The following is a 16,891-nucleotide window of genomic DNA, read 5'->3' as shown; positions in this document are numbered from 1 at the left end:
ACACTACTAGGGAGGATCTCGGCCACGGGAGTTATCCACAGGTCGGCCCGCATGCGTCGCCACTACCAGCACCTGACCGACCGCCTCTTCGAGGACACGGCGGCCAAGGTCAGCAGGTTGCTTTGGACCCGGCTGGCGAGCCAACCACAGCCTGATCCCACTGTTGCAGGTGGGCCATGCGGACTCCGCCAACGGTCGGAGTCCGCACTTTTAGAAGCGTGCCCGCAACCCTCCAAACTTTGAGGTCCGGCGCCCTTGGGCTTGAGCCTCTTACGCCTCCACGGTGAATGCCGCTTCGTATCCGTCGCCGATCTTGATGTCCTCATAAACGACGGTCTGACACAACCGGTTCCATCGGTTGCCCAATAAAACAGCAAGTCCCATCGGGCAGGCGAGGAAGAGGTGCATGCGCTGAACTCGGCGAGTAGAGCGGCGGAGGTGATCGCGGATGCCCACTGCCAAGGCGTTGGCGGCGGTGCTGCCGGGGACGGAGCCATCGTTCGCCTTGCCACTTGGCGGGGCGAGGACGATGAGCTTACTGACCGGGAGGTCCTGTTCGCGTAGGTACTCCAGGACGTCCTCGGTGATCTCCGTCGCGACCGCGATGGCGACAGCGATCTCGTCGCCTCGACCAATCTCGTACTCAGCGACTTCCGGGAGCAAGGCCGTCTCAAATGCGTCATTGGTAGACCAGAGCTGGCTGCCAGCCCTACCCCGCTGTAGCACTGCGAGGTCGGTCCCGGTGACCATGCGGAAGGTGGTACCAACCAAGAAGGATGGCGCTAGACGGATGCTGCCCGTGACGGAGACAGCGGCCGTACCGGCGGGGAGGTGTCCTGGCGCGGCCTCAATGTCCGCCTGCAATTGGGCCCAGGTATTCGGCGACAGAGGCCGACGCTTGGTGTACTCGGAGTCGCTTTCGAAGCGGTCGACCCAGTCAATGGCGTGGTCGGCGTCCGGAGCCATCGGGTCTGGCTTAAGAGTGGCGATCGACAGCACGGCCCGAGCGCGGCCAGCCTTGAGGTCCAACTCTGCGACGGCGGTCTCGACCATTGCCAGTGTGAGCTCACGCTGGCCGTTGCGGACCATCTTGGCGACCCATCCCACTCCCGCCTCCAACGCCTGCTGGTCATGGCGCAGTCCCGTGACGGCCATCAACAGCTGAAGGTGTTCCTGGTACTTGACCATGTTCACCGATAGGTCGAAGTGCAGAACCGACAGCAGGTCGAGGAGCTCGACCTCGGTCAGATCCGCTTCCTTGGCCCACCGGGCACGTGCCTTGCCGCGATTTGACCTGCCTCCGCCGATGGCTGCTTTGGGCATCAGGAGCCCGGTGCGGGCATCGCAGACCTTCACCAGATCATCGGCAGGGTCGGCCGCCCGGTTGGTGACCAGGTGCAGTTCGACGCTGTGGCCGTCTGCGGTCAGCTGCTTCCACGTCCTGGCGATCTTCTTGAGAATCGACGGGCCGCCGCTGTCGGTGGGCTTGGTCAGGTATTCCGCATTGACCGGTGTGGCGCTGTCGACCGCGTACTTGACCTGCTTGTAGGTGTTCGGGGGGACATCGCGCAGCAGGACTACATCGTCGAGATTGCCGACGCCGTCAAGTTCGACGCCGACGGCGCGCACAGGGTTGTGCGAACGGGCGGTGTTCTCACGGAGGAGGGTCAGGCATGCCTCCCACGCGACGAGCCATTGGTAGTAGTCGCCGGTGGTGCGGACGCTGGTGGGGCCGGGGGCGGGTAGGTGGGCCATCAGCGCTCCTCGGTGAAGACGGGGGTGGGCTCCAGATTCTCGGCAATGGCGAGGAGGTCCTCGTCCATGACGGGTCGGTCAGGGAAGGCGCGGAAGACGGCTGCCGGGACCAGACGCTGGGTGAGGTCGGAGAAGGTGTAGCCGGGACGGTCTTCGGTAGGGCCGGTGAGCTCGACGACCTTGTGGATGGTCTCCGGCCGGATGCCGAGTCCGTCGAGCGCTTGGGTGAGGACCGCGTGGCGCTGCTCGTCGCCGGGGCGGGTGAAGGTGAATGTGGCCGCGGCGCGGCGCATGACGGCCGGGTCGAGAGCGCCGACCCGATTGGTGCACAGCACGATGACGACTGGGAGCGCGGCGCCGGCCAAGCTGTCGATGCCGGCCAAGAACGCGTCGACGCCGGCCCGATCCTCGTGGTGCATCTGCTGGGCCTCGCGGGACTGCACCAGGGCGTCGGCCTCATCGATGACGAGAATCTGCACTGCGCGTGCTCCCCCAGAGCCCGACGCGCGCTTGCCCATCGCGTGCATGTGGGTAAAGGCGTCTCCGATGAGGGAGGTCATCTCGCCGACCAGGCCGCTACCGCGTGTGGCGAGCTTGAGCCGGTACAGGTACACCGGCAGATCGAGCCAGTCGGCGAGGTCGCAGCCGAAAGATTCGGCTAGGGCGGACTTGCCGGAGCCGACATCGCCGGCGAAGACGAACAGCGGCGCCCTATCTGCGAACAGGGCGAGAGCGGCGACGTTGCCGCCGTGGTACTGCGCGGCCCAGGACCGAAGTCGGCGCGGGTCCGCGAGGAGCGCGGCTTCTTTACGTAGGCGCAGCTTCGTCTCGTCCAGGCCGACCAGACGGTCGTAGCGGGCGCGTCGAGTGGGCTCGGGCAACTCAATGACGGGGTGGAACAGGTCGTCCTGGCTGGTCACGTGCTCGTTCCTCCTGCGGATGGCGCTGGACTAGTAGGCGACGTAGACGTCGCGTGAGACGCCAGTGCCGTTGCGGGCGTAGCCGTGCCCCGTGGTGTTGGTGCCCGCGAGGGCGCTCGGGGCGGTGCCGGTCGTCCGGGAGATCGGCAAATCCTCCTTGACCTTGGACTGCTGGCTGCTGGTCAAAAGCGCGAAGGAAGAGCTGTAGGTCAGGAAGCTGTGAAAGGTGTAGCCGGTGAGGTCGACCGGGTCCGGGAAGCTGCCCGGTCGGGAGTCGATGAGCTGGCCGCCGGCCGTGGCCTTGTAGCGCAGACGGAACTTCCAGGCGTTGGTGGCGGTGTCGCGGAAGCCGTAGTCGACGGTGTCGAGATAGCCGTCGCGCAGGAGCAGGGCGACCTCCTCGGCGAACTTCTCGATTCTCTCGTGGGAGGGCTCGCCGTAGAGGTTGTACAGCAGGCGCAGGTCGGCGGCGACTCTGCCTCCGACGTAGCGGGCATCGGTGATCGTGAACGAACCGGAAGCGGATCTGGAGTACGAGCCGGTCATGGTCACTCTCCCGGGAAGGTGGGGCCGAACAGCTCGCGCCAGAGGTCGAGCGCCTCACTCTTCGTGGCCGCGTAGGCGGCCGTCGTGAGGGTGTCGAGGGTGGTCTTGGCGTGATTGACCAACCGCTGGCGGTCGAACTCGGTGTAGCCGCGAGCGACGTTGTTTTCCGGGTTGACCGGGTCCCAGACCTGGATAGGGTCCGGTGTCGCGCTCACCTCGTCGGCCGTGTAGTCGTCGGTGAAGACGATCGGTGTCTTCAGGCCGGTGCGGACGATGTAGGAGAGGACCTGCTCGATCGCCTGCGGATAGTCGTCGACCTGCAGCGGCTTTCCGTTCCAGCCGACGTCCCAGAGGTGCGCGACCAAGAGTTCGATCAGGAAGGACTTGCAGCGCAGCTGCGGATCGCCCTCCTTGCTCTCGCGGATCCACGCTTTCAGCAGGCGGATCAGCTCCCGGTAGCCGTCGCCGGCCTTCCCCTTGCGCTTTTCGATGAAGCGCAGGTGCAGCGTGACCGAGGTGAGTACCTTGATGCCGCTGCTGGTGACCAGGTAGCCCCGGTCGTCCGGCTCGCCGGTGTAGAGCACGGGCACCACGTCGATCTTCAAGCCGGAGCCCCGCATAGTGATGCCGACCGCGTGGTCGGAGGGCTTGAAGTCCTCTGCAACCTTCGTCTTGCCGTAGACCTCTTTGCAGCGCTCCTCCAGCCAGGCCAGTACCGTCGAGACGTCGATGTCGGGGTCACCGACGCGCAGGTACGCGGCGACATCCGCGTCAGACCCTGTGCCGCGCCTGCGACGGATCGCTGTGTGCTTGGCCGTGCTGCCGGACGCGCGGAGCTTCACCAGGTCGAAGTCCGGGTGGTCGGCGATGTAGTCCTCCAGCCGCTCCCGCAGGTAGTTCACCTGGCGGCGGCGCTCCTTTGCCTCCTCCTTCGGCACGTTCACCTTGTTCTTCGCGAATGCCTTGAGGACCTCGTGGTCGACGTAGCTCTCCCCCGCCATGGCTGTTCACCCTTCACCTGAGGAGCCGATCGGTAGGAGAACAGGCTTACCACCCACCACTGACAAACCAGGTCGAAGTTGCGAGGGATGCCCAGGCGCCGATAGCGGGCCGTCTGCCGGGTCCTCCGGCTACGCCCGCGACAGGAACTGCAACCAAAACTGCAACCACGCACGACGAAGGGCCCCACCGCGAACGGTGGGGCCCTTCGACATCGTGCCCGGTGAGGCACTGGCGGAGGATACGAGATTCGAACTCGTGAGGGGTTGCCCCCAACACGCTTTCCAAGCGTGCGCCCTAGGCCTCTAGGCGAATCCTCCGCCGGGAACATTACATGACGGCGGAGGGTGCTTGCGAACTCGTTCGGCGGTGGGTGATCAAGATGGGGGCGAGGTCGGAGCGAGGGGCGGGGAGGCGGGTCGGCGGCCCCCGGGGATCGGGTAGGCTGGGGTCAGCCCCTCACGCGGCGCTATCTGACTGAACTCCCCCAGGGCCGGAAGGCAGCAAGGGTAGGTTGGCTCTGGCGGGTGCGTGAGGGGTCTTCGTCGTCTCGGGCGCCGGGTTGTCAGTGGGCGCCTATAACCTCGTATGCGTGTCGTCTCTCGCGCTGTACCGCCGTTATCGCCCGGAGTCGTTCGCCGAGGTCATCGGGCAGGAGCATGTCACCGACCCGTTGCAGCAGGCGTTGCGGAACAACCGGGTCAATCACGCGTACCTGTTCAGCGGGCCGCGCGGGTGCGGCAAGACGACCAGCGCGCGCATCCTGGCCCGGTGTCTGAACTGCGAGCAGGGGCCCACACCCACGCCGTGCGGGGAGTGCCAGTCCTGTCAGGACCTCGCGCGCAACGGACCGGGGTCTATCGACGTCATCGAGATCGACGCCGCCTCGCACGGTGGTGTGGACGACGCCCGTGAGCTGCGGGAAAAGGCATTCTTCGGACCCGCGAGCAGCCGGTACAAGATCTACATCATCGACGAGGCCCACATGGTCACGTCGGCCGGTTTCAACGCGCTGCTGAAGGTCGTCGAGGAGCCACCGGAGCACCTCAAGTTCATCTTCGCGACCACCGAGCCCGAGAAGGTCATCGGGACCATCCGGTCGCGTACACATCACTATCCGTTCCGGCTCGTCCCGCCCGGCACGCTCCGCGAGTACCTCGGCGAGGTCTGCGGCAAGGAGAAGATCCCGGTCGAGGAGGGTGTCCTCCCGCTGGTCGTGCGCGCCGGCGCCGGCTCCGTGCGTGACTCGATGTCCGTCATGGACCAGCTGCTGGCGGGCGCGACGGACGAGGGCGTGACGTACGCCATGGCCACGTCACTGCTCGGCTACACAGACGGCTCGTTGCTCGACTCGGTCGTCGAGGCCTTCGCCTCCGGGGACGGAGCCGCGGCCTTCGAGGTCGTCGACCACGTCATGGAGGGGGGCAACGACCCGCGGCGGTTCGTCGCCGACCTGCTGGAGCGCCTGCGGGACCTGGTGATCCTGGCCGCCGTGCCGGATGCCATCGACAAGGGCCTCATCGACGCCCCCGCCGAGGTCCTGGAGCGGATGCGGGCCCAGGCCGGCGTCTTCGGCGCCGCCGAGCTCAGCCGTGCCGCGGACCTCGTCAACGAGGGCCTCACCGAGATGCGCGGCGCCAACTCGCCCCGCCTCCAGCTCGAACTGATCTGCGCTCGCGTACTCCTCCCCGCCACCTACGGCGACGAACGGTCCGTCATGGCCCGCCTGGACCGCCTGGAGCGAGGGGTCAACTTCTCCGGCGGCGGCGCCGCCCCGGCCATGGGATACGTGCCCGGGCCCGACGCACACGGGGGATCGGCCCCGCCCATGGCCATGCCTCCGCAAGCCCCCCACGCGCCCCAAGCCCCCCACGCTCCGCATACCGCCCAGGCTCCGGCCGCCGCCGCACAGGTTCCGCCGGGCGGCGGGCCCGCGGCGGCTCGGGCCGCGGTTCGGGGGGCCGAGGCCGGGTCTGGTTCCAGGGGCGGAGCGCCGGGTCCGGGTTCGGACACGTACGGCTCCGGTGGCGCCGTCGGCGGACCGGCGGCCGGTCAGGGCGGGAGCGGCAACGCAGGAGTGGCTCCGGCCGCCCCCCACGAGGGTGCGCCGAACGCCCCGGCCGCCGCCGCGAGCGGTGCGCCGACAGCACCCCCCACCCCTCCCGCGCACGCCCAGCCGGGCGCGGGTGCCACGCCCTCCCCTCAACCCAACGCGCAGGGCACCCCCGGCGGCGCCGCTCCCGGCTCCTGGCCGACCCCGGCTGCCGCGGGCAGTGGCCGTCGACCCGGCGGATGGCCGACGGCCGCGCCCACCGGCGGCTCCGCCCCCGGGGCCCAGTCCGCGCCCACCCCCGGCCCGGCCGCACCCGCGCCCTCGGCCGCGCCCCCGGCGTACGCCCAGCCCGGTCCTCCCGCAGCGGCCCCGGCCCCCACCGCTGCCTACAACCCCGCCCCCGGCGGCCCCGACCCCCGCGTGCTCTGGCCCAACATCCTGGAGACGGTGAAGAACCGCCGCCGCTTCACCTGGATCCTGCTCAGCCAGAACGCGCACGTGGCCGGTTTCGACGGCACGACCCTGCAGATCGGCTTCGTCAACGCCGGCGCCCGCGACAACTTCGCGAGCAGCGGCAGTGAGGACGTCCTGCGGGCGGCCCTGGCCGAGCAGTTCAACGTGCACTGGAAGATCGAGGCCGTCATCGACACCTCGGGCGGCTCGGCCCCGCCGGCCACCCCAGGCGGCTACGGATCTCCCGCCCCGTCCGCAGGCGGTTACGGAGGCGGCGGTTACGGCACTGGCGGTGGCGGCACCGGTGGCTACGGCGGTGGAGGCACCGGCGGTGGCTACGGCGGCTCCCCGGCCCCGTCCTCCCGTCCCGGCCAGCCCCAGGCACCGGCCCCGGCCTCCCGCCCGGCGGCCCCGGGGGCGGCAGCGCCCCACCAGTCGACCCCGGCCGCTCAGCCCGCCGCCCCCGTGCCGCCCCCGGCCCCCGAGCCCCCGCCCGTCTCCCCCGAGGACGACATCCCGGAGGACGACGACCCCGACCTCGACGAGTCCGCCCTCTCCGGCCACGACCTGATCGTGCGCGAACTGGGCGCGACGGTGGTCGAGGAGATCACGAACGAATAGAGGAGACCGCGAACGAATAGGGAGACGAGGGCGCGCGGGGCGGGCGTACAGCGAGGGGCAGGGCGCGCGGGCGGGCGTACAGCGAGGGGCAGTGCCCGCGGGGCGGACCCCGAGGAGCAGGGCGCCCGAGGCGAGCCCCAACCCCCCTGGCCTCCCGCCCCGTTCGTACGATCCGACAAACCTCCGTCGTCCCACCCTTCGGAAGCCCCCACAAAGCCCCCCACCCCCTCCGGCTAGGCTGGCCCCGTGAAGGTCCTCGTCATTGGTACCGGTGCTCGTGAGCACGCGCTGTGCCGTTCGCTGTCCCTCGACCCCAATGTCACCGCACTCCACTGCGCCCCCGGCAACGCGGGCACCGCGGAGGTGGCCGAGTCGCACTCGGTCGACGCACTGGACGGCGCCGCCGTGGCCGCGCTGGCCACGCGACTGGAGGCCGACCTGGTCGTCGTGGGGCCGGAGGCCCCGCTGGTCGCGGGCGTCGCCGACGCCGTGCGCGAGGCGGGCATCCCGGTGTTCGGCCCGTCCGGCGAGGCCGCGCAGCTGGAGGGCTCCAAGGCCTTCGCCAAGGAAGTCATGGCCGGTGCGGGCGTACCCACCGCGCGGTCGTACGTCTGCACCACGGCCGAGGAGATCGACGAAGCCCTGGACGCGTTCGGCGCTCCGTACGTCGTGAAGGACGACGGGCTCGCGGCCGGCAAGGGCGTCGTCGTGACGGCGGACCTCGCACAGGCCCGCGAGCACGCGCTCGCCTGCGGTCGGGTCGTCATCGAGGAGTTCCTGGACGGCCCCGAGGTCAGCCTCTTCGCGATCACCGACGGGGTGACCGTCGTCCCCCTCCAGCCCGCGCAGGACTTCAAGCGCGCGCTCGACGGCGACGAGGGCCCCAACACCGGCGGCATGGGCGCGTACTCGCCGCTCCCGTGGGCCGATCCGAAGCTGGTCGACGAGGTCCTGGAGACCGTGCTCCAGCCGACCGTCGACGAGATGCGGCGCCGCGGCACCCCGTTCTCCGGCCTGCTCTACGCGGGGCTGGCGATCACCAGCCGAGGCGTACGGGTGATCGAGTTCAACGCCCGGTTCGGCGACCCGGAGACCCAGGTCGTCCTCGCCCGTCTCAAGACCCCGCTGGCCGGTGTCCTGCTCGCCGCAGCCAACGGCACCCTCGGCGACCTCGAACCCCTCCGCTGGAGCGCCGACGCGGCCGTCACCGTGGTCGTGGCCTCGCACAACTACCCCGGCACGCCGCGCACCGGCGACCCCATCACCGGCCTCGACGAGGTCGCGGCCGTGGACGCCCCGCACGCGTACGTCCTGCACGCCGGCACCAAGCGCGCCGGTGACGACATCGTCAGCTCCGGTGGCCGCGTCCTCTCCGTCACCGCCACCGGCAAGGACCTCACCCAGGCCCGCGACCGCGCGTACACCGCCGTGGCCCGCATCGGCCTGGACGGCTCCCAACACCGTTCGGACATCGCGGCGAAGGCAGCGGCCGAGGCCTGACCTGCTGAGGCAGTCACCGGCCGAGGTCCGACCGACTGAGGCCTGCACCCGCCGAGGCCTGGTCTGCCGAGGCCTGGTCTGCCGAGGGTCGTGCGGCGCGGCGATCCGCACTCCCATCCCCACGCAACCGAACACAACCGCCCCGTTCGCGACATCCGCATACGAAGCCTCATCAACGGGTACGAACCCCAGGCCTCGGAATCCCTCGGAGACCCCCAGGAACCCCTGGAAGATCCTTCGGAATCCGGGGCCCGATCCTTGCCCAGCGTCATCTACCTCTCCCCAAAGCCATTCCATCGGGTGAGCGATGGTCCATCCGGCTGACGACGGCCGGGCCCCCAACTAGGGTGCGGCGCAAGCGTTCCGGCACTTGGCCCACCGGCATTGCGATGTCAGTGGTCGGTGCCACAGTGGGGGAGTGAGCAACGTCAGGGCATTCGGCGGCGACCACTTCGACGAGCAGTCGTCGCAGTCGTCGCGGTGTGCGCCACACGGGACAGCAGGGGGTGACGTCGGGTCGTGACCGGTATGGCAGGTGGTGAGGAGGCGGGCGCGCAGGCCGCGCGCTCCCGGGCCCTCGCCGTGCTGCGGGTCCGCAGCAGGGCGCTGGCCGTGGCATTGCTGCCCGCGGCGGCCGCCGTCGTCCTGCTGGCCGGCGGGGCGACCGGTCGGCTGACCGGCCCGGGCTGGTCCATGGCGAGCTGGATCGTGTCCGGCATCGCCGCCGTCGTGCTCCTCGCCGCCGCCGCTATCGCGCTCGTCGTCGCCCGCGCCCGGCCCGCCGTGAGCCCCACGGTCTCGATCACCGAGCAGGCGGCCCCCGATCTCTACCGCCTGGTCAGGGATCTGGCGGACCGTCTCGACGTCCCGCCTCCCTCCGCGATAGCGCTCACCCCGGACTGCGACAGCTGGCTGGAGGACCGCACCCACCCGTCCCACAGCTCGCCCGCGCCCCGATCGGAGACCGCGGGTTCCGGGGCGGCCGACAGGGGCACCGGTGTCACGGTCACCGACCGGCCCGACGAGATGACGGACACCCGCGGATCATCACCCGGCCCGCACTCAGACCTGCACTCAGACCTGCACTCGGATCCGCACTCGGATCCGCACTCGGATCCGCACTCAAGTCCGCGGTCGGGCCTACGGTCCGGTCTCCCATCACGTCCGCGATCAGATCCACGATCAGGTGTGGAGTCCGGACTCTCCTCACCCCGTCGGCACCGCCCGCCCACCGCCCCGGTGCTCGTCATCGGCTCACCCTTCCTGTGGTGGATGCGGGTCGGGGAGCTACGAGCGGTGCTGGCCCCGGTCGTTGCCGGTACGGGACCGTCGGCGCACCCGGACATAGCCGCGGCCCGGCGTTTCGTACGGGGGCTGGACGCGGCCGTGGCCGTCACCTCGTCGCCGACGCACGGCCCGCTCGTCCGCTCGGTGCTGGGCGGGGTCGGCTGGGTCACCCGGCTGCTCCTGCGCGGCTGCCGCGTGCACGCGGCCGAGATGGAGCGCGGGGTCGCCGCCGCGGCGGCCGAGCGTGCACAGGCTGTGGACTACGGTCTGCGGATCGTCGCCCAGGAGCAGGTCGGACTGGCCTATGCGGGCTGGGACCGCCTCCTCACCCGGGTCGCACTGCCCGCCTGGCGGATGGGCCGCTGGCCGTCCCGCCTGGACGCGGGTGTGGTCGCCGCGCTCACGGAGCTGTCCCGCCGCGACCGCCTGGCCGAGGGCTTCGCCTCCCGGCTCGGCGAGCGCCCCGCCTGCGACCTGCTCGAAGAGCCCGGGACGGTCGACGAGGCCGCGTCCCTCCTCGCCGCCCGCCTCTTCCACGGCGGCCCCGCCGAGTCCGGCGGCGGCTGGGCCCCGGTCGACTGGCACGAATATCCGGACGAGGTCGTCGACCGCAAATGGCGGACGGACGCGGCCCGACTCCACCGCGTCCTCGACACGTTGGGCGTCCGCCACACCACGAGCGACCCGACCCCGGACCCCACCGGCCCCGCCCCCGGCGGCCCCACCCTCTCCCGGGTCCTCAACCACCTGACGACCCTCACGAGTCCCCCGACCCCGACCCCGACCGCGGACCGGGCCGCCGAAGGACTTCATGCCGGCCGCCGGCACGAGCACAACCCCGCCCAAGAACCGGACCGGCACCACATATCCCAACTCGGCGACGGCGACGGCGACGGCGACGACAGCGAGGGCCACGGCGACGGCGAGAGCCACGGCGACAGCGCCCGTACCGGTGCCGACGGCGACGGCGAGAGCCACGGCTATGCCGACGGCAACGGTGATGGCGACAGCGCTGGTGGCAGTGCTGACGGCGGGTTCGACATCAGCGTCAGTGGCAGCGTCAGCGACGACCTCGGGGACAGCTTCGACGCGGGTCCCGTCGGCGGTGCCGGACTCGGCGAGGACGACGACGAACCCGGTCTCGCCAACGTCCGGTCCGCGGGCCTGGCCGCCGCGTTGACCGCCGAGCTGGCGCGGGAGGAGGCCGCGGCCCCGCCCGCCGCGTCCACCGCGGGCGGCGGAGCCGAGACGCAGGGGCCGGATCGGGCGCTGTGGGACGAGGGGCTGTTGCCGCTGTTCCCGATGCAGCCGCCCCGCACGGGCCGTGAGCTGTTGGCCGAGCACGTCACCGCGATGGTCTGCTGCGCGGCGATGGACACGGCGGGCGCGACCCCGGGTCTGGACTGGCTCGACGGCCCCTCCCTCCTCGTCGACGGCGAACGAGCGGCCGACCTCGCCCCCAGGGTCCTGACCCTCGTGGAGGACGGCGACCCCGCCCCCCTCCGCGACTGGCTCCGCCGCCTGGGCGTCCGCCCGGAGAAACCGGTCCGCCTGGTCTGAAGCAGGGCCCCACGCCGCTCGTAGGCCCAACCACGCGCCCACCCGACCACCCACGGCGGCTCGAACCACCCACGCCCCGTCAGGCCACCCGCAGCCCCGCCCCACCCCACCACAGCCCCGCCCGACCACCCACCGCTCCACTACCCCACCCCTGCCCCCAGGCCCCCGAACTGACGATCCCCGTCTCCCACCTTCGGGAGCCCGCCCCCACCCCCCGGCCCGAAGTCCACACCCTCCACCGTCGAAGTCCACGGCCCCCCGCCCGCAGGCCCACACCGCCCCCACCTGCGCGAGGACCCGCCGACCACTCAGGCCACGTACGCCCCCACCCAACTCCCCACCCGGAGGCACCTGTTCCACTCTCGCCAATTCGCAACGAACGGTGACGGAGCGCGTGCGTAATGTGATGTGCTGGGACCGATCGCGTACATAGCAAGGGCTTGCGAAAGCTCACGGGGGACGAGGGAGGGGACCATTCATGGACTCGGAGCACCACATCCGCCGGTGGGAGTCGGGCGCACTCGCCCACGCCGTGACGGACCCCTTCGGCCAGGGCCCCGTCCCCTGGCTCCGGGGCAACGTGACGTACTTCGACGACACGGGCCACGTCGTCCCCTGGTACGTGGAGCCGGGCCCGCCGGAGCCCGACACCCCGGCCAAAGGAGGCCGCACCGGCACACGAGCCCGCGTCCCCGCCCCCCGTACCGCACCGGGCGGCCCGCGCTCCGCCGACGACGTGCGCCGCCAGATCAAGGGCTTCGCCGCGGCCGGCGCCGCCGCCCCCGGCGAATCCATCGACTTCCACATCACCGTCGACCCGCCCCAGGAGTTCGGCGTCGACATCTACCGCATCGGCCACTACAGCGGCGACGGCGCGGCGAAGATCATCACCAGCCCCCGCCTCTCCGGCATCGTCCAGCCCCCGCCCCTCACCGCCGACCGCACAGTCTCCTGCCACCACTGGTGGCTCTCGTGGCGCCTGCAGATCCCGACGTACTGGAACGTCGGCGCGTACGTGGCGGTCCTGACCACCGCCGACGGGTACCGCTCCCACGTGCCGTTCACCATCCGCGACGACCGTCAGGCCGACCTGCTGCTCCTGCTCCCGGACATCACGTGGCAGGCGTACAACCTCTATCCGGAGGACGGCCGCACGGGCGCCAGCCTCTACCACGCCTGGGACGAGAACGGCCGGCTGCTCGGCGAGTCCGACGCGGCGACGACCGTCTCCTTCGACCGCCCGTACGCCGGCGCCGGCCTCCCCCTCCACGTCGGCCACGCCTACGACTTCATCCGCTGGGCCGAGCGCTACGGCTACGACCTCGCCTACGCCGACGCCCGCGACCTGCACTCCGGCCGCGTCGACCCGGCCCGCTACCGGGGCCTGGTCTTCCCGGGCCACGACGAGTACTGGTCACCGCAGATGCGCCGCACCGCCGAGCTCGCCCGGGACGGCGGCACCTCACTCGTCTTCCTCTCCTCCAACACCATGTACTGGCAGGTGGAGCTGGGCCCGTCCCCGTCCGGAGCCCCCGACCGCCTCCTCACCTGCCGAAAACGCCGGGGCCCCGGCAAACCCGCACTGTGGCGCGAAATCGACCGCCCCGAGCAGCAGTTGATGGGCATCCAGTACGAAGGCCGGGTCCCCGAACCCCACCCCCTGGTCGTGCGCAACGCCGACCACTGGCTCTGGGACGCGACCGGCGCCCACGAGAACGACGAGCTGGACGGCATGGTCGCCGGCGAGGCCGACCGCTACTTCCCCCGCACACCGCTCCCCGAGCACCAGGGCCGCATCCTCCTCGCCCACTCCCCGTACCGGGACGCCGACGACGTCGTCCGCCACCAGGAGACGTCCCTGTACCGGGCCCCATCCGGCGCCTGGGTCTTCGCATCCGGAACGTTCGCGTGGTCCCCGGCCCTGGACCGACCGGGCCACGTCGACACCCGCGTCCAGCGAGCCACCGCAAACCTCCTGGACCGCATCTGCAAACGTGACTGAGTGCCGCATCGAGTCCCGTACCGCGTCCGGTGCCGAGTCCCGCGCCGGCTCTCGCCGAAGCACCCCTGGGCACGACCGGTCGTCCCCGTACGGGAGAATCGAGCCACTTGGACATCACCACGGGGAGGAACCGTGTCCGGATTCGTAGAAAAGCCCGAGCCGATCCAGGTTCCGGGCCTGGTGCACCTGCACACCGGCAAGGTGCGCGAGCTGTACCAGAACGAGGCGGGCGACCTCGTGATGGTCGCCAGCGATCGAACGTCCGCGTTCGACTGGGTGCTGCCGACGGAGATCCCCGACAAGGGACGCGTCCTCACGCAGTTGTCCCTCTGGTGGTTCGACCAGCTCGCCGACCTGGTTCCGAACCACGTCCTGAGCACCGAACTCCCGCCGGGCGCCCCCGCCGACTGGGCGGGCCGCACCCTCGTCTGCAAGTCGTTGAGCATGATCCCGGTCGAGGCCGTCGCCCGCGGCTATCTCACCGGCTCGGGCCTGCTGGAGTACAACGACTCCCGTACGGTCTGCGGTCTCGCCCTTCCCGAGGGTCTGGTCGACGGCTCCGAGCTGCCGGCGCCGATCTTCACCCCCGCCACCAAGGCCGCCGTCGGCGAGCACGACGAGAACGTGTCGTACGAGGAGATCGCCCGCCAGGTCGGCGCGGAGACCGCCGCCCAGCTGCGCCAGACGACCCTCGCCGTCTACAGCCGGGCCCGGGACATCGCCCGTGAACGGGGGATCATCCTGGCCGACACCAAGTTCGAGTTCGGCTACGAGGGCGACACCCTCGTCCTCGCCGACGAGGTCCTCACCCCGGACTCCTCCCGCTTCTGGCCGGCCGACCTCTGGGAGCCGGGCCACGCCCAGCCGTCCTTCGACAAGCAGTTCGTCCGCGACTGGCTGACCTCGGAGGCCTCGGGCTGGGACCGCAAGAGCGAGCAGCCCCCGCCGCCGCTGCCCGAGGAGATCATCACCGCGACCCGGGCCAAGTACGTGGAGGCGTACGAGCGACTGACGGGTACGAGCTGGAGCTAGGCCCCGGCGCACGAAGAAGACCCCGGTCCAGTGGACCGGGGCCTTCTTTCGACCTATCTCACGAGCGGACGACCAGGTTCGAACTGGCGACCTCAACCTTGGCAAGGTTGCGCTCTACCAACTGAGCTACGTCCGCGCTGCGCCGTGGCGCGAGGCCTACTATACCCAACCTCGCTCCCGGGCGAGCCGCACCGCCGCGTGCCGGTTCTCCACGCCGAGCTTGGAGACAGCCGACGACAGATAGTTCCGGACAGTCCCCTGGGACAGCGCGGCCCGCTCGGCGATCTCCGCGACAGGGGCACCGTCGGCAGCGAATTCGAGCACCTCGGCCTCCCGCGTGGTCAGCGGCGAGTCCCCGGAGGAGATCGCGTCGGCCGCCAACTCCGGGTCCACATAACGGTTACCCGCGTGTACGGTCCTGATGATCTCCGCGAGCCGCTGCGCGCTGACGGTCTTGGGGACGAACCCGCGCACACCCGCTTCAAGCGCCCGCTTCAGGTGTCCCGGCCGCCCGTGACCGGTCACGATCAGCACGCGGCAGCCCGGTAGTTCGGCCCGCAGCGATGTGGCGACCCTCACACCGTCCGCCCCCGGCATCTGCAGATCCAGCACCGCGACATCCGGTTCGTGCGCCCGCGCCATCGCCAGCGCCTCCGGCCCGCTCGCCGCCTCCGCGATCACCACCAGGTCGTCCTCCAACCCCAGCAACGCGGCCAGCGCCCCCCGGATCAGATGCTCGTCGTCCGCGAGCAACAGCCGCACCGGCCGCCGCGCCTCCGGTACGTCGGTCATGAAGCGCTCTCCCGTACGACAGCCGACCCGACGGCGGCCCCAGCGCCTCGCGACGCCGCCCCCGCCTCCTTCACCTTCGCCCTCGCCTTCGCCTTCACCGAGCTGTCCGACCCAGCCGTGCCCGCCGAGTCCTTCGAGTACGCCGCCCCCGTAGCCCCCAGCGGCACCCGCGCCACCACCCGGAACGCCTCGCCGCCCACCGGTCCCGCCTCCAACGTCCCGTCCACGACCGCCAGCCGCTCCCGCAGCCCGGCGAGCCCCGAACCAGCCCCGGAACCGGAGCCCACCTCCTGCTCGCCGCCCGTCCGAATCCCGTCGTTCTCCACGGTCAGCACCACCTGCCCCTCCCTCACCCGCAGCATCACAGCGCACTGATCGCCGTTCCCGTGCCGCAGTACGTTCGTCGTCGCTTCCCGCACCACCCAGGCGAGCGCGGACTGCACCTCGCCGGGCAGCCCGGCGGTGTCCGCCCCGTCGACCGAGCAGTCGATGCCGGCCGCCGCCAACACGCCCTGCGCACCGGAGAGTTCGACGCCGAGGTCGGCCTCCCGATACCCCCGGACGACCTCCCGCACCTCGCGCTGCGACTCATGGGCGATCCGCTGGACCTCGATCATCTGCTCGACCGCCTCGGGCCGTTCCCGGCGGGCCAGCTGGACGGCCAGCTCGCTCTTCAGGGCGATGACCGCGAGGTTGCGGCCTATCACGTCATGCAGGTCGCGCCCGAAGCGGAGCCGCTCCTCGGCGACCGCGAGACGGGCACGGGTGTCGCGGGCGTCGTCGAGTTCGTAGACGGCCTTGAGCAGCCAGACGGAGAAGACGGCGGTGAAGGCGAAGAACGACGTGCTGACCAGCACGAGGACCGACGCGGCCAGCGCGTCGGCCGCGTCCGAGCCCAGCGCCAGGGCGAGGGCTCCGGTGGCTCCCGTAGAGCCCGCGATCAGGTGGAGCACGCGCCGCCGCCCCTGGATGCCGAGCGTGATGAGGCCGAGGCCGAACATCACCACCCCGCTGAACATCGTGCCCAACACGGTGGACGCGGCGTCGTCCTTCTCACCGTCGGCGAGGGCGAACGCGATGCCGCCGAGCAGCATGCTGGCCACGCCGAGCACCCACATCAGCCGCAGGGGCTGCTCGCGGGTGCCCCGCACCCAGTCGAGCGCCCGTGCCGCGGTCATCGAGCCGAGCGCCGCGTGCGTGCACACCAGCACGAACAGCCAGACCGAGGACGGCAGCGGTACCTGGATGAGGAGCGGCAGCCCGAACGCGATGACCTCGATCACCGCGAACGAGTGGAAGGACCACCGCGTGTACGTCTCCACCTTGGCCGGTGTGCTCTTCGCCCGCCACCACGCCCCCGGCCCCCGCATG

General features: G+C 71.0%; 11 protein-coding genes, 2 tRNA genes and 1 other RNA gene. 6 read left to right on the top strand and 8 right to left on the bottom strand.

Annotation, left to right across the window (positions count from 1 at the left end; all coding sequences use genetic code 11):
* Positions 1–270 precede the first annotated feature (270 nt).
* The 5 genes from PUR53_RS28555 to PUR53_RS28535 form a co-directional block, all read right to left on the bottom strand.
* Entirely contained in the window at positions 271–1,755 is a 1,485-nt protein-coding gene (locus PUR53_RS28555) for an SAVED domain-containing protein (protein WP_329910101.1), read from the bottom strand.
* Positions 1,755–2,675, bottom strand: coding sequence for an AAA family ATPase (locus tag PUR53_RS28550; RefSeq protein WP_329910100.1), 921 nt, complete (start codon positions 2,673–2,675; stop codon positions 1,755–1,757). The genes PUR53_RS28555 and PUR53_RS28550 overlap by 1 nt, the downstream gene beginning before the upstream one ends.
* Positions 2,676–2,705: 30 nt before the next feature.
* Positions 2,706–3,221, bottom strand: a complete 516-nt coding sequence (locus PUR53_RS28545) for an HORMA-1 domain-containing protein (protein ID WP_329910099.1) — start codon at positions 3,219–3,221, stop codon at positions 2,706–2,708.
* A gap of 2 nt (positions 3,222–3,223) precedes the next feature.
* Entirely contained in the window at positions 3,224–4,222 is a 999-nt protein-coding gene (locus PUR53_RS28540; protein ID WP_329910098.1) for a CBASS oligonucleotide cyclase, read from the bottom strand.
* A 230-nt stretch (positions 4,223–4,452) separates the two neighbouring features.
* A tRNA-Ser gene (locus PUR53_RS28535) sits at positions 4,453–4,540 on the bottom strand.
* A 130-nt stretch (positions 4,541–4,670) separates the two neighbouring features.
* Between PUR53_RS28535 and ffs the strand changes: the two genes are divergently transcribed.
* The 6 genes from ffs (at position 4,671) to PUR53_RS28505 (ending at position 14,728) form a co-directional block, all read left to right on the top strand.
* Positions 4,671–4,767: signal recognition particle sRNA small type (ffs, locus tag PUR53_RS28530), an RNA gene on the top strand.
* 45 nt (positions 4,768–4,812) lie between these two features.
* Positions 4,813–7,347, top strand: coding sequence for a DNA polymerase III subunit gamma and tau (locus PUR53_RS28525; protein WP_329910097.1), 2,535 nt, complete (start codon positions 4,813–4,815; stop codon positions 7,345–7,347).
* A gap of 246 nt (positions 7,348–7,593) precedes the next feature.
* Positions 7,594–8,847: a phosphoribosylamine--glycine ligase gene (gene purD / locus PUR53_RS28520; protein ID WP_329901961.1), complete on the top strand. Its 1,254-nt coding sequence runs from the start codon at positions 7,594–7,596 to the stop codon at positions 8,845–8,847.
* 528 nt (positions 8,848–9,375) lie between these two features.
* Positions 9,376–11,694, top strand: coding sequence for a hypothetical protein (locus tag PUR53_RS28515; protein ID WP_329910275.1), 2,319 nt, complete (start codon positions 9,376–9,378; stop codon positions 11,692–11,694).
* 478 nt (positions 11,695–12,172) lie between these two features.
* Positions 12,173–13,696: a N,N-dimethylformamidase beta subunit family domain-containing protein gene (locus tag PUR53_RS28510; RefSeq protein WP_329910096.1), complete on the top strand. Its 1,524-nt coding sequence runs from the start codon at positions 12,173–12,175 to the stop codon at positions 13,694–13,696.
* Between the two features lie 132 nt (positions 13,697–13,828).
* Positions 13,829–14,728 carry a phosphoribosylaminoimidazolesuccinocarboxamide synthase gene (locus PUR53_RS28505; protein WP_329910095.1) on the top strand — a complete coding sequence of 300 codons (900 nt, stop codon included), beginning with the start codon at positions 13,829–13,831 and terminating at the stop codon, positions 14,726–14,728.
* A gap of 63 nt (positions 14,729–14,791) precedes the next feature.
* Here the strand turns inward: PUR53_RS28505 and PUR53_RS28500 are convergent.
* From PUR53_RS28500 to PUR53_RS28490, 3 genes are all read right to left on the bottom strand, one after another.
* Positions 14,792–14,864 (bottom strand) — tRNA-Gly (locus tag PUR53_RS28500).
* 23 nt (positions 14,865–14,887) lie between these two features.
* Positions 14,888–15,520 (bottom strand): response regulator transcription factor, encoded by a 633-nt coding sequence (locus PUR53_RS28495; protein ID WP_329901964.1) that lies wholly within the window; start codon positions 15,518–15,520, stop codon positions 14,888–14,890.
* Entirely contained in the window at positions 15,517–16,890 is a 1,374-nt protein-coding gene (locus tag PUR53_RS28490; RefSeq protein WP_329901965.1) for a sensor histidine kinase, read from the bottom strand. Before PUR53_RS28490 ends, PUR53_RS28495 begins: the two co-directional genes overlap by 4 nt.
* Position 16,891: the final 1 nt, after the last annotated feature.

Source organism: Streptomyces sp. SP18BB07 (assembly GCF_036322545.1).
In the GTDB taxonomy this organism is placed as follows: domain Bacteria; phylum Actinomycetota; class Actinomycetes; order Streptomycetales; family Streptomycetaceae; genus Streptomyces; species Streptomyces deccanensis.
Note: the sequence above shows the minus strand (reverse complement) of the source record. Positions and strands in the feature narration are given on the sequence as shown.